This is a genomic window from Lawsonella clevelandensis, from assembly GCF_001293125.1.
Lineage (GTDB): Bacteria > Actinomycetota > Actinomycetes > Mycobacteriales > Mycobacteriaceae > Lawsonella > Lawsonella clevelandensis.
In genome coordinates, this window is the sequence record NZ_CP009312.1 from 38,439 (window position 1) to 52,174 (window position 13,736).

Genomic DNA, 13,736 nt, shown 5'->3' on the forward strand with positions numbered 1-13,736 from the left:
AGTTTGCAGTAAATTAATGCGAGCAACCTCGTGAGACTGTTTTGCACAGGATCGCGATTGATAATTACACAGTGAGTCCGAGTGGCGGAATAGGCAGACGCGCTAGCTTGAGGTGCTAGTGCCCAATTGAACGGGCGTGGGGGTTCAAGTCCCCCCTCGGACACAAAATAAGAACCCTGCACTTTGGTAGTCCAAGCTGCAGGGTTCTTATCTCTATAAAGTCTTTTACGCTGACGCGCTCTCTGGAGAGTGTTGTGCCCTCCAAACACTATGGATCATGAGAGTCGTGAGCCTGATCTCCATGCGGTAGGTCAGGGTGTTCGTCAGCGGCCCCCTGCTGTATCTGCGTAATCGGGTGTGTAGTGGTGGGATCTGTAGGGATGTTGATGACAGTAGGCTGCTCTTGCTTGATGCTCGTTCCATATGGCGGTTGGATGAGCTTTATCGGGGCCAGCTGCCCCAGCACTATCAATAAACACCGTGTAGTAGGTCACAAGAGCCTCCTAGCAGTTGTTCTGCTGTGAGTTCTTTTCTGATTGTATTCTGGACACGCGTTTACAGGTGGGGTGTGGCGGAATGCAGGAAGATAGAGAGCAACCACCACTAGTTTTCTATGTTGCAGGGTTTTTTCTATCATCAACACAGGGACGTCAGAAGGATGAACAATGTCGCAGGAACTGCTGTCGCGGACGCGCAATGCGTTGCGGAGACTGTGGTCATTGCTGGTCTATATTGCCCGTGAAATTTGGGCAGGATTCTATAGTGCCCCGCGCTGGAAACAGCTCACAGCCCCACTGATCCTGCTTATCTTTGTGGCATTGCTTGTACTCACTGATGTGCCACCGCTGGTTGTCGTCCGTCAAGGTGTCGCCCAGCTAGGTAGCTGGTTCCCCCTAGTGTTCTTCCTGTGCTATATCTTCTTCACGCTGTTCCCCATTCCCCGCACTCTCTTTACCCTCACTTCGGGAATACTTTTTCCACCCCTACTAGCACTAACAGTGTGCTTAAGCGCATCTCTACTTTCTGCCGTTGTGGCGTGTGTCCTCACCCGCTACGTATTTCGGGAGTGGGTGGAGAACCATCTTCACCACCCTATGCTTGATGCGCTCAATGAGCGGCTAGAAAAACGCGGTTGGCTCGCCGTAGGGTCGTTACGGCTCATCCCCTTCGTACCATTTTCCGTCCTGAACTACGCGGCCGCCTTAACTCCCGTGAAACTTGCCCCCTTTGCTTTTGCCACGGTTGTCGGCAGTGCTCCCGGAACCACTGCCGGTGTACTCTTCGGAGAGGCTGCAGTGGGGCATGCGAATCCGTGGGTGTTCCTTATCGGCGTGTGCTGTTGCGCAACGGGCATTGGTGGGCTCATTATCGACGCGAAGATGCCCGTCACGACTTCTCTTAGAGAGCCCCCGGCTCCGTCACAAAATCGATAAGGCGCTCGACGGCGCCAATGAGTGTCGAATCAAGATCCCGATAGGTTTTTACGCGGGAGGCTATTCTCTGCCAGCCTTCCTGGGGCGTACCCCAACCGAGACGTCGGCACACTCCCGCCTTCCACTCCTCGCCATGGGGAACATCTGGCCAGGAAGGAATACCTACCGTCGCGGGTTTCACGGCCGCCCAAATGTCGACAAAGGGATGCCCTGCAACAAGGACAAACTCGCCGACATCGTTAACCAGTTTGGTCTCTTTAGTGCCAGTAATAAGGTGGTCGGCAAGGACACCGACACGCCGCACTCGGGAGGGCCCAAATAGGGCTAGCCGCTCAGGAAGATTGTCCAGCCCAGCCAATTCCTCGACCACAATGCCTTCTTGTGTGAGATCGTGTCCCCATACCTGTTGGACAATAAGGGCATCGTGTTTGCCTTCTACCCAGATTCGGGAAGCGCGAGCAGTGCGCGCGCGCTGTGGGTGTGAGGTAAGGCGGGAGCCACTATTGGAAAGTTGTGGTCCACGTGGAGTCGTCCGGGAACGTACGAGGTGAATGGGTTCGCCCTCCAACAGCAATAGACCGGGTTTAGTCGGAAAGACACGGACTCGGCCGTGTCGGTCCTCCAACCGGACAAGAAGACCACTGTCCGACTTTTCAAAACCGACAACAGCTCCACAGTATTCGGTCGCGGCATCTTCGATAATCAGCCCTCGGGTACCTTCGACCTCCCGGTAGCGGCGGGCGGTATGGCGCGATGCCAGCGGATCAGTGCCGTAACGATCATTCCAGCGAGACATGGATCCCAGCATAGTCACTAAGATGACTGCTATGGCTTCTCCCCTATTTTCCGCCGCTTGGTGGCTTCCGGCATTACATCGAGGCGAAACAAGCCCAGATGACGTCATCGAGGCGCTTTTACGATGGGCACGCGAACACCGAGTAGTGGCAGGCGATGGTCATACCTACTATGGTCTGGTCGAGTTACTGCGGATGACCCGACTCTGGAGTATGCGGCTTGTACAGGTATTTCCTGGTGACTATGGAGAACTGTCTAGCGGTCTAACGCGCGTTGATTCTGGGCACTTGGAGGCACCCTCAAAAACACACATGACTGTGGAGGCGCTCGGAGAATTGATCACTGTGTCTGGTGGTTCGGCACTTGCACTGGGACATCCGGTAGAAGCCCCCGATGGCGAGTTTGTTGCCTCCGAGATCCTTACTGCTACGGCAATTGCTCCCCAGGTGGTTGTGTGGCGTCTCACTCCTTTCCACGGGACTCTCTCCCCCATTGTCAACGAAGGGCCGCGTGCCGCCTTAGGCAGCCTACGAAGGGCAGAAGAAGAGTCATTACGGCGTCTGCAGTCATCCTCTGGAGTGGTGGAAGCTGCCCAGCAGGAAGAGTTCCGAAGTGCGCTTATCGATATTGATGAAGCTTTACTTGTGAGTGATTCAATCCTCTATCCACCGAGTGCTGATGGTCGTTATCTGGAGCTGCTTTTAGCAGCTGATCACGTCGACGCCATTGTGGCAGTGGCTCGGAGGTATACACAGATGACAGAAGCCGCGCTTCTCCCCCTACTGCGAACAGTTCAGCGGGCGCGCGGCACTGCCTGGAATGAGTGGAATTATGGCCACTTGGCTCAGTAACGAAGTAATACGGGTTAACTCGTCACCATGCGAACGACAAAGGGGGACATGCCGTCCCAACGGACTGGATTTACTTTGACGACCTCACCGGAATAGGGAGCCTCCAGCATCATGCCATCACCCAGATAGAGGGCAACGTGCTGGCTACCACCAGGCCCATAGAAGATCATGTCGCCGCGTTTCATTTGCGACACGGGCAGCTGCAAGCCAGACGTGTACTGGTAACCACTGTAGTGAGGCAGGTTGTATCCGAGTGCCGCGAAAGCGTAGACCATTAGGCCAGAGCAGTCGAAGCCGATCTTGTTGTAGTCGCCGTAGGAGTCTGCCACGCCGCCATCACGGATACCGCGGGTTGGCCCGTAGACGTTGCCACCACCCCAGGCATAGGGCACACCCAGTTGGGACATGCCGCGGCGAACCACTTTTTCCACCTTCTGGCGGGCGGATAGGAAGAGCGTATCGAGGCTAAAGGGGGTGCTGCCGGGGGTGTTCATCACCGTCGTGGTGCTGGTAGACGGACCAGCCGTCGTGGAGTCCGGAACAACACTGTTGGCGTTTCCATCACCTTCGATAGCATCAGGAATGCTGGCGAGGAGATCGATGCTACGAGTCACCAAAGAAAGATGCGGAATACTCTTGATAGCGACATCTTCGGCTACACCAGCAGCAACAGCTGCCTCAGGGCTTTGCTTTGCTACTTCAGTTTGAACGGTGCTTCCAAGGCGGCGCCATTCAGATTCCGGAATGGACTGTAGTGCTTCGACGGGGAGCTTAGCGAGGTCAGCTACAGAAGAGACGTGAGTGACATCCACATGCGCGGACATAGCGGTCTTGCCGGCCGCACGAGCAATAGTGCCAGTGCTATAGAGGCCTTGTTCTAGGCCCGCTTGCAGAGATGCTGTATCCACACCCGAGCCGGTTTCGGTATCAGAGCGGACTGTTGCCACCTGTAGATCACGCAGTTCTTTGGCAATAGCGGTGCGTTTCTTGGTGAGACGCTTAATCTCTTTCTGTTTGGTGTTGACGGCAGTTTGTGCGGCAAGCAGAACAGATTCCGCATCGTGGTTGCGCGACACAGCTTGCTGTGTGGCTGCCTCTGCTGCAGAAGCTGCTTCCTTGGCTTGAGAGGACCGGTTAGCGCTCACTGCACGAGCTTGTTTGAGCTCGTCGACAACAGAACCCTGTTGTGCTGCTGCACGGCTGATCACCGCGTCGCGCGCCACGACAGAATCCGGGTCTTCGCCGCTCATTAGATCAAGCGTGGTACTGCTCGTCGCCGCGTTTCGATAGGCGTCCGCTGCAATAGCGTTCAGTTGTTGTTGTGCGCGCAAAACATTGTCCTGGGCGACGGCAAGCTCGACTGCGGCTTCCGCTGCGGCCTTTTTTGCGTCAACTGCATGTGCGCGAGCACGTTGAAGGTCGACCAGTGCTTTGTTAGCACGTTCGCGGTCTCGCCCCAGTTGTTTGTTGAGGGTGGCGAGGTCTTGATTGGCGTGGGCGAGTTGTTTGAGCAGTGCGTCGAGATTGGCTTCTGCTCCCGAACCCGTCCGGTGGCTATCGATGTGTGGTTGAGCCTGTCCGAGTCCAGCGCCGGTAAATGCGACGGCACCGGTGACGCCAACTCCGACCAGTGCGCGGCCGGTCGTCTTGATGGCTTTCTTTCGGTGAGCTTTATGTGGGGTGCCCACGGCTACTCCTTTCCACTTACGCGAAAATGAGTACCGTGTTCTTCCCCGAGCACGGTCCTCACTCTCCACGCATGTGGCATTTTCCACTTATGTGACATTAGTACCGTACGACACTTCGGTCTCATATAAAACTTGTTTAACATAATTACATACGTGTAAGTATATGCAGGTCAGCAGGTATTTTGGGGTTACCTGCAGGTTTACGGTGATACACAAAAGGCAACAGTTTCCAGATAGTGAGATCGTTAAAACTGCTGCCCAAATACTCACAGAAGCGGTAGCAAGGCTAGTGAGTGTTTCCACCCGCCACCGGCAAATTCGCCAACTTACGCTTCATTACCGCGACCACTGCTGCCACCGACAGAACTGCAGTGAGAGCAATGCCACCAGATAGTGGGGCCCAATCCAGTCCGCTCCCTGCCACATCCCGGATATACGTATCCGCTCGGACAACCTGCTGTGGAGCATAAAGGTTCTTTGCCCCCACCACGCGATCTACGTTGTTCTCCGCCCGCTCAAGTGCATAACGGGGATACACGGGGCTCATTGAACCCACCTGCCGATCATTCATCACCAGGATCGTGCCGCTGACATGCGGATGTAGAAGCTCCGCTAGATTACGAGGCGCAGTGAAGTCTTTATCGGAACCGGGGTAATAGACGATCTTCAAATCCATACCCTTACTGCGAGCCTGCTCCACACGTTCCCGCAAGGGGGTTTCCAACTCTGGGGTAGCCGATACTCCGTCCTTCTGTAAATCTGCGGCGATAGCAGCAGGATTAATACCTTCTGGAAGGGCGGGATCACAAGTAACTGTAGGAAGCGGTGCTGAATCAGTCATGAAACCTCTCTCGGTCTACCGGGACTTCCCCCAGTCTACTGAAATGCCCAGGCGGCGCGGTATCTCACGCGGTATATGAGCATAACCTCGGGGCGTATCCACCGCTTCGGTAAAGGTCCAGCCGGTACGGTACCCTAAAGACGACAAAAACATTCAGAATGGAGCGTCTGCATGAGCCTTAATTCCTTCAACGCGCTAGACACCCTTGAGGTGAATGGACAGCAGTACAGCTACTACAATCTCAACTCTGTGCCCGGAGTAGAGAAACTGCCCTATGCATTGAAAGTACTAGCAGAAAACCTGCTGCGCACTGAAGACGGCGCCAATGTCACCGCGGAGCACATCAATGCACTTGCTCACTGGGATCCTTCAGCTGACCCCAGCGTCGAAATCCAATTCACCCCCGCTCGTGTCCTTATGCAGGACTTTACTGGTGTTCCTTGCGTCGTTGACCTTGCCACCATGCGTCAGGCCGTTACTGCGCTAGGAGGCGACCCCGACCAGGTCAACCCTCTTAACCCAGCAGAGATGGTGATCGACCACTCCGTAATCGTTGAGTTTTTCGGCACCCCGGATGCGATTGAGCGGAACGTCGCTATCGAATACGAGCGGAACGAAGAGCGCTACCAGTTCCTTCGGTGGGGGCAAGGCGCCTTCTCCAATTTCCGTGTGGTACCACCAGGAACCGGCATCGTGCACCAGGTCAACATCGAATACCTTGCGCGCGTCATCATGGACAACGAAAAGGTGCTCTATCCCGATACTTGTGTGGGAACGGACTCTCACACCACCATGGAAAACGGACTTGGTATCCTCGGCTGGGGCGTTGGTGGTATTGAGGCCGAAGCTGCCATGCTGGGCCAGCCGATCTCGATGTTGATTCCGCGCGTTGTGGGCTTCAAACTCACTGGTCAGACCAAGCCAGGCGTTACCGCCACAGATGTTGTCCTCACCATCACCGATATGCTTCGTCAACACGGTGTTGTCGGCAAATTCGTCGAATTCTATGGTGAGGGTATTAGTGCCGTGCCACTCGCTAACCGTGCCACCATCGGCAACATGTCTCCCGAATATGGTTCCACCTGTGCCATCTTCCCCATCGACCAAGAGACGCTTGACTATATGCGGCTCACTGGGCGTGACGACGACGCAATCGCGCGCGTGGAGGCTTACACCAAGGCGCAAGGCCTCTGGCACTATCCCAATGTCGAGGCCGAGTACTCCGAATATCTCGAGCTTGACCTTGGGACCGTTATGCCCTCGATCGCTGGCCCCAAACGCCCCCAAGATCGCATCACCCTTGACCGTGCAAAGGAAACCTGGCGTGAAGCAGTCCGGGCGTACACCAACGATCTCGCCGGTGAAGGCGATCTGGCAGGCCGTCCCTCCCGCCCCGTCCATGTGACAACTGCCAACCATGGAGAGTTTGATATCGACCATGGCATCGTCGGTATCGCCTCTATCACCTCCTGCACCAACACGTCGAACCCATCTGTCATGCTCTCCGCTGGTTTACTTGCCCGCAATGCGGTGAAGCGAGGACTCTTTGTGAAGCCTTGGGTGAAGACAACGATGGGTCCCGGCTCTCAGGTCGTTACTGACTACTACGAGACGGCCGGGTTGTGGGAATACCTCCAAAAGCTCGGATTCTACCTGTCGGGATATGGTTGCACCGCCTGCATCGGTAACGGTGGACCTCTCATCCCTGAAGTTTCGCAGGCCATTCAGGACAATGACTTGGCCGCATGCTCGGTGCTGTCCGGTAATCGAAACTTCGAAGGGCGCATTAACCCCGATATCAAGATGAACTACTTGGCTTCCCCACCGCTGGTCATCGCCTATGCGATTGCCGGAACGCTCGACATCGATTTTGATACCCAGCCCCTTGGTACGGACCACGAGGGCAACGAGGTATTCCTCCGCGACATCTGGCCATCCGATGAGGACATTGACTCCATTATCTCTTCCGCCATCACTGAAGATATGTACGCCAAGGACTATGCGGATGTTTTCGCCGGAGATACCCGGTGGCAGAGCCTCGATACTCCAGAGGGCGATACGTTTGCCTGGAATGAGGACTCCACCTACATTCGCAAAGCTCCGTACTTTGATGGCATGGGTCTCGAGCCGGAGCCCGTCATGGATGTGGAAGGTGCCCGTGTGCTTGCAAAGTTGGGAGATTCCGTCACCACTGACCACATCTCTCCCGCCTCCGCCATCAAGCCTGGCACACCCGCTGCACAGTATCTTGATTCCTATGGAGTAGCACAAAAGGACTACAACTCCTTCGGATCGCGCCGTGGCAACCATGAGATCATGGTGCGTGGTACGTTTGCCAACATCCGGCTGCAGAACCAACTGCTCGACGGTGTGAGTGGTGGCTATACTCGCGACTTCACCCAACCTGAAGCACCGCAGAGCTTCATCTACGACGCTGCTCAAAATTACGCGGCTGCTGGTATCCCGCTGGTTGTGCTCGGAGGTAAAGAATACGGTACTGGTTCCTCCCGTGACTGGGCGGCCAAGGGGACCGCTCTTCTGGGCGTTAAGGCGGTGATCGCAGAATCCTTCGAGCGCATTCACCGCTCTAACCTCATCGGTATGGGTGTAATCCCGTTGCAGTTCCCCGCCGGCGAAAGTCACGAATCGCTGGGACTAAACGGAACAGAAGTCTACGACATTGCGGGCATCACTGAACTAAACAGTGGTATCACCCCCAAGACAGTGAAGGTGACCGCTACCAATGAAGACGGAACTGCAGTGACCTTTGACGCCATTGTTCGTATCGATACACCTGGTGAAGCGGACTACTACCGGAATGGCGGTATCCTGCAGTACGTCCTTCGCAACATGGTGAAGAACGACTAAGCCCGCCTTTCTGCCTTCTCGACACGATTGCCGGCTAGACTCCCGTGTGGAAGCTAGCCGGCAATCGTCAGTTCATCGCACAGTCTGGGGCAGCCCCTGCTCACAGCAGGTGGTAAAAGTTTGTCCCTAGTTGTTTCTGTCGATGCTATGAAAGCTAAGCGAGCGTCACGATCTCCATGTAGTCCTCACCCCATAAATCCTCTATACCATCAGGAAGAACAATAACCCGCTCTGGCTTTAGCGCTTCTACTGCTCCTGGATCGTGTGTTACCAGCACGCAAGCGCCTTCATAGGTTCGCAGAGCTTCGAGTACCTGCTCCCGACTAATCGGGTCTAGGTTGTTCGTTGGCTCGTCTAAGAGCAGTACGTTAGCTTGGGAGCAGACCAAGCTTGCGAGGGCCAAGCGAGTTTTTTCACCACCCGACAATGTTCCGGCTGGCTGCTCCCACATCTGTTCGGTCAGCATAAAAGCGCCAAGGAGACCGCGCAGATCCTGTGCACCCGCATCGGGGGCTTGTCGCACCATGTTGTCCCATACACTCGCATCCAACTGCAAAGTGTCATGCTCCTGCGCAAAGTAACCACGTTTCAGCCCATGACCAGGCACAACAGTGCCATCTCCATCAGACTCTTCCACACCTGCCAAAATGCGCAGCAACGTCGTCTTACCGGCACCGTTAAGTCCGAGGATGACGACTCGACTGCCTTTATCGATGGCCAGATCAACTCCGGAAAACACTTCGAGAGAGCCATAGGTTTTGGAAAGGTTCTCAGCTGTCAGTGGGGTTTTCCCGCAAGGAAGAGGCTGTGGAAAAGCAATATTGGCATGCTTTTCCGCCTGGCGGACTTCTGCAGCTTCATCGAGTAGACGTTGGGCACGCCGCTCCATTTGATGAGCTGCGGCCGCCTTTGTCGCTTTAGCTCCCAGGTGGGCAGCTTGTGCTCGGAGCGCTGCTGCCTTCTTCTCTGCATTGGCACGTTCTCTGCGGCGGCGTTGTTCATCTGCTGAGCGAGCAGCCAGGTAGCGTTCCCAGCTCATACTGTAGGTATCGATCTCTGCGCGTATGGAGTCGAGGTACCACACTTTGTTTACGACAGCATCAAGTAAGCCCGTATCGTGACTGATAACGATCAGTCCACCAGTGTACTGGCTAAGGAACTCCCGTAGCCATTGGATACTATCTGCATCCAAATGGTTAGTGGGCTCGTCCAGCAGCAGTGTCGTTCCTGCTTTGCTGCCATCAGCTTGAGAGCTTCCGAAAAGGATACGGGCCAATTCGACGCGGCGCCGTTGTCCCCCAGAGAGGTGTTCGAGTGCCTCCGAGAGGACTCGCTGTTCAAGCCCTAAGGAGTTGCAGATGCGCGCTGCGTCACCTTTCGCCTTGTAACCACCCAGGTCATTAAAACGTTCTTCTAGCCGAGTGAACTTCTTAATAGCGTGGTCGCGCGTCTTATCGTCTTCAGCCGTCTCCAGGATGTACTGCTGGCGTTCCATATTGCGGGCAATACTGTCCAGACCGCGGGCAGAAAGAACACGACTCAACACTGTCGTCTGAAGATCTCCTTCGCGGGGATCCTGCGGCAGATAACCTATCTCGCCAGAGCGCACAATGGTACCTGCATAAGGTTCTGTTTCCCCAGCGAGAATACGCATCGTGGTGGTCTTACCTGCACCGTTACGTCCTACTAGGCCAATACGGTCCCCCTCGTGAACAACAAGAGAGCCAGGTACAGTAAGAAGCGTACGGACGCCCGCACGCACTTCGAGGTCAGTAAAAGAGATCATAGGAAACTGAAACGAGAGATAAACGAGGTAGTGGATGAGCGCCCTAACAGGAGGGTGTATTAGGCTTCCCGAGCTTACCACCGGAACCGGGCTTTCCCCGCTTCACACTCGATTGTTGAGCTGCACCCTGTGATACGCGTTGCGTCGGCGGAAGCTCACCGCGCATGCGACGCACCTCTCGATCGAGCAGATACATCACTGCGAAAATAAGGATAGTCATGACGACCAAGCCCAGCCACTGGTGAGCAAGAATGGCATAGGCGGCCAATGCGAACTCAATGGCGAGGAGCAGTGCCAAAAACGCAATAATGATCTTTGACTTCATTTAGAGGGTAAAACCTAACGCGCGAAGTTGTTCACGTCCATCATCCGTGATCATGTGGGCACCCCACGGGGGCATCCACACCCAGTTTATCCGCAAGGCTCGCGCATGTCCCTCTGCACACACAGCGACGAATGCTTGATCTTCAATCACGTCAGTCAGCGGGCATGCCGGCGACGTCAATGTCATGTTGACAGTGGCACGACGGGCAACATCCATCTCCACCCCATAGACCAGGCCCAAATCGACCACATTCACGCCGAGTTCTGGGTCCACGACCTCGAACATCGCCTCCCACACTTCTTGAATTTCTGCATCAGTCGCAGCGGGAATGTCATCGGGTAGCTTTGCCAGGTCTTCAGCTTTGACGGCCCGATAATCCTCAAGAATCCATGTGGAGAAGTCGGTGTCGTCAGTGATCTCAGGAGCTGTCTGCTCGTCAGTATCGCTTTCTGGTGGCATTCGTGTTGTGGTGCTGTTCAGCGGGTCAGCGCCGGGGTTTTCGCCGTCTTCTGCAGCAGCACTGTCTAATGCCGCAAGCGCGTTGAGCACAGCTGCTTCTTGCTCGTGCTGTTGTGGCGAGGTGAAATCAGGCTTCACTAGTTATCCTTCCCCACTTCCGTTGACGTACTACTACCGAGCGCAATGGAATCATCCAAAGCCTGCGAACTAGCATCCTTAAACGCCATCCAGCCGAGCAACGCACATTTCACTCGCGCAGGATACTGCGAGACACCGGCCAACGCGATACCGTCACCCAGAACTGCTTCGTCTCCCTCGTCCTGCCCACGGGAGGTGATCATCTCCTCGAAACGATCACAAATGACGAAGGCCTCCGCCACTGTATGGCCGATCAGCTGCTCCGTCATGATGGACGTGGATGCCTGGCTGATAGAACACCCTTCACCGTCATAAGAGATGTCGCGGATGCGGGTTTTCTCCGGGTTTCGGGGGTCTTCGGGACAATGGTCAAGGTGTACCCGTAGCCGAATATCGTCGCCACAAGACGTGTTGTGATGGTGTACTTCCGCATCCCAATCATCGCGTAGGCCCCGCGCATTGGGGTGCCGATAGTGGTCCAAGATGACCTCTTGGTACATACTTTCCAAGCGCATTAGATAACTCCAAAGAACTTTTGTACGCGGAGGATTCCTTCTACCAGCTGATCGACGTCAGCACAGGAGTTGTAGATATAGAAGCTAGCGCGGGCAGTGCCAGAAATGCCGAAGCGGCTGTGCAATGGTTCAGCGCAGTGGTGTCCGACCCGGACGGCAATGCCATCGTCATCGAGGAACTGGCCCACATCATGGGAGTGGATACCATCGACTGTAAAAGAGAGGGCGCTCCCTCGCTGTTCCGGTGTACTTGGACCGATGATACGGACACCAGGTAGGCCATTGAGCTGCTCAAGCGCGTACCGGGTGAGTTCTTGCTCGTGGGCAAAAACGTTATCCATTCCTAAAACATCCAGGTAGCTAATCGCAGCACCAAGGCCAATGACCTGGCTCATGTTGGGGACACCAGCTTCGTAGCGTTGCGGCGGAGCCGCATAGGTGGTCTTTTCCATGGTGACGTGTTCAATCATGGAACCACCGGTGAGGAAGGGAGGTAGGCCCTGCAGGATCTGTGCGCGGCCGTACAACACACCTACGCCCGACGGGGCCAGCATCTTGTGTCCAGAAAATGCAGCAAAGTCGACGCCAAGCGCAGTGACATTGACTGGCATATGGGGAACGGATTGGCACGCATCAAGAACGACGAGTGCCCCAACCTGGTGAGCGCGTTCAACCACGGTGGCAACATCAGTAATGGCACCCGTCACGTTAGAGGCGTGTGTTATAGCCACCGCTTTGGTTCGCTCGGTCATGTCGACTGCGTCGAGGTCCAGGCGGCCATCATCCTGCAGGGGAAACCACTTCAAAATGGCACCAGTGCGTCGGCAGAGTTCCTGCCACGGGACGAGATTCGCATGGTGCTCCGCCTCCGAGATGATGATTTCATCCCCTGCGGTAACACGGTAGCCACCAGCTCTTTCATCCCCCAGAACGTAGGACACGAGGTTAAGAGACTCAGTCGAGTTTTTAGTGAAGATAACCTCGTCGACGGCGCAACCGATAAAGCCTGCAACGTTTGCACGTGCATTCTCGTAGGCATCAGTTGCTTCTTCAGCAAGCTGATGCGCACCTCGGTGGGTGGCAGCGTTGTGGTGAAGAAGAAACTCGCGCTCAGCATCCAATACCTGCAGTGGCTTTTGCGAGGTTGCCCCCGAATCGAGGTATACCAGCGGCTTCTCCCCCCGCACAGTGCGGTTCAAAATGGGAAAGTCGGCACGTACAGCCTGGACGTCAAACATTACTTCCCTTTCCCAACGAACTCGTCGTAGCCCTGTTCTTCCAGCTGGTCAGCTAGTTCTGGGCCACCAGTAAGAGCGATCTTTCCGTTGGCAAACACATGGACAACATCCGGCTTCACATAGCGAAGGATACGGGTGTAGTGGGTGATGAGGAGGACGCCACCATTGGTTTCGTCCTGATACTTGTTGATGCCCTTGGAGACATGTCGGAGAGCATCGACATCCAGTCCGGAGTCGGTCTCATCCAAGATGGCGAACTTAGGTTTGAGGAGTGCGAGCTGCAAGGTCTCAAAGCGCTTTTTTTCACCACCGGAAAAACCTTCATTAACAGATCGATCATTGAATGCCGGATCTATATGGAGAAATTCCATCTCTTCGCGAACTTCTTTGACCCACTGTCGGAGCCGAGGTGCTTCTCCACGCACAGCAGCTGCAGCAGAGCGGAGGAAGCTCGAGGTAGAAACACCCGGTACTTCAACGGGATACTGCATAGCGAGGAAAAGACCAGCACGTGCCCGCTCATCGGCCGTCATAGACAGCACGTCGGAACCGTCAAGAGAGATAGACCCACCTGTCACTTCATATTTGGGGTGGCCAGCGATGACATAGGAGAGAGTCGACTTACCAGAGCCGTTAGGTCCCATGATGGCGTGGGTTTCTCCAGAGTTGATGGTAAGCGAGACGCCTTTGAGAATCTCGATGGGCTCCTCGGTCTCGTCGGTACGCTTGACCTGTGCAGTGAGGTCTTTGATTTCGAGTGCGGACATTGCGTTTTCCTTTAGCGGGAGTAGTTGTGAGT

General features: G+C 55.2%; 12 protein-coding genes and 1 tRNA gene. 4 read left to right on the forward strand and 9 right to left on the reverse strand.

Features of this window, described 5'->3' with window-relative positions; genetic code table 11:
- Positions 1-75 precede the first annotated feature (75 nt).
- Positions 76-163 (forward strand) — tRNA-Leu (locus tag IY73_RS00200).
- Between the two features lie 502 nt (positions 164-665).
- Positions 666-1,433, forward strand: coding sequence for a TVP38/TMEM64 family protein (locus tag IY73_RS00210; RefSeq protein WP_053961293.1), 768 nt, complete (start codon positions 666-668; stop codon positions 1,431-1,433).
- Here the strand turns inward: IY73_RS00210 and IY73_RS00215 are convergent.
- Complete coding sequence (locus tag IY73_RS00215; RefSeq protein ID WP_096334778.1) at positions 1,399-2,229, reverse strand: DUF3097 family protein; 831 nt, start codon at positions 2,227-2,229, stop codon at positions 1,399-1,401. The genes IY73_RS00210 and IY73_RS00215 overlap by 35 nt on opposite strands.
- A gap of 31 nt (positions 2,230-2,260) precedes the next feature.
- Here IY73_RS00215 and IY73_RS00220 point away from each other — a divergent pair, with 31 nt between their 5' ends.
- Positions 2,261-3,079 carry a hypothetical protein gene (locus tag IY73_RS00220; RefSeq protein ID WP_148417425.1) on the forward strand — a complete coding sequence of 273 codons (819 nt, stop codon included), beginning with the start codon at positions 2,261-2,263 and terminating at the stop codon, positions 3,077-3,079.
- A 14-nt stretch (positions 3,080-3,093) separates the two neighbouring features.
- Here IY73_RS00220 and IY73_RS08750 read toward each other — a convergent pair whose 3' ends face one another.
- Together IY73_RS08750 and IY73_RS00230 are read right to left on the reverse strand one after the other, a co-directional pair.
- Positions 3,094-4,767, reverse strand: coding sequence for an NlpC/P60 family protein (locus tag IY73_RS08750; RefSeq protein ID WP_053978643.1), 1,674 nt, complete (start codon positions 4,765-4,767; stop codon positions 3,094-3,096).
- A gap of 286 nt (positions 4,768-5,053) precedes the next feature.
- A complete protein-coding gene (locus IY73_RS00230) occupies positions 5,054-5,608 on the reverse strand; it encodes an Rv1476 family membrane protein (RefSeq protein ID WP_053961297.1) in 555 nt (184 codons plus the stop codon).
- Positions 5,609-5,779: 171 nt separating this feature from the next.
- Here IY73_RS00230 and acnA point away from each other — a divergent pair, with 171 nt between their 5' ends.
- Complete coding sequence (gene acnA, locus IY73_RS00235) at positions 5,780-8,476, forward strand: aconitate hydratase AcnA (RefSeq protein WP_053978644.1); 2,697 nt, start codon at positions 5,780-5,782, stop codon at positions 8,474-8,476.
- A gap of 154 nt (positions 8,477-8,630) precedes the next feature.
- Here acnA and IY73_RS00240 read toward each other — a convergent pair whose 3' ends face one another.
- The 6 genes from IY73_RS00240 to sufC form a co-directional block, all read right to left on the reverse strand.
- On the reverse strand, positions 8,631-10,262 hold the full coding sequence (locus IY73_RS00240; RefSeq protein WP_053961299.1) for an ABC-F family ATP-binding cassette domain-containing protein: 1,632 nt from the start codon (positions 10,260-10,262) through the stop codon (positions 8,631-8,633).
- Between the two features lie 43 nt (positions 10,263-10,305).
- A complete protein-coding gene (locus IY73_RS00245) occupies positions 10,306-10,587 on the reverse strand; it encodes a hypothetical protein (RefSeq protein WP_053961300.1) in 282 nt (93 codons plus the stop codon).
- Entirely contained in the window at positions 10,588-11,046 is a 459-nt protein-coding gene (locus IY73_RS00250; RefSeq protein ID WP_082345551.1) for a metal-sulfur cluster assembly factor, read from the reverse strand.
- A gap of 137 nt (positions 11,047-11,183) precedes the next feature.
- Positions 11,184-11,699 (reverse strand): Fe-S cluster assembly sulfur transfer protein SufU, encoded by a 516-nt coding sequence (sufU, locus tag IY73_RS00255; protein ID WP_053961301.1) that lies wholly within the window; start codon positions 11,697-11,699, stop codon positions 11,184-11,186.
- On the reverse strand, positions 11,699-12,937 hold the full coding sequence (locus IY73_RS00260) for a cysteine desulfurase (protein ID WP_053978645.1): 1,239 nt from the start codon (positions 12,935-12,937) through the stop codon (positions 11,699-11,701). The genes sufU and IY73_RS00260 overlap by 1 nt, the downstream gene beginning before the upstream one ends.
- Entirely contained in the window at positions 12,937-13,704 is a 768-nt protein-coding gene (gene sufC, locus IY73_RS00265; RefSeq protein WP_053961303.1) for a Fe-S cluster assembly ATPase SufC, read from the reverse strand. The genes IY73_RS00260 and sufC overlap by 1 nt, the downstream gene beginning before the upstream one ends.
- Positions 13,705-13,736: the final 32 nt, after the last annotated feature.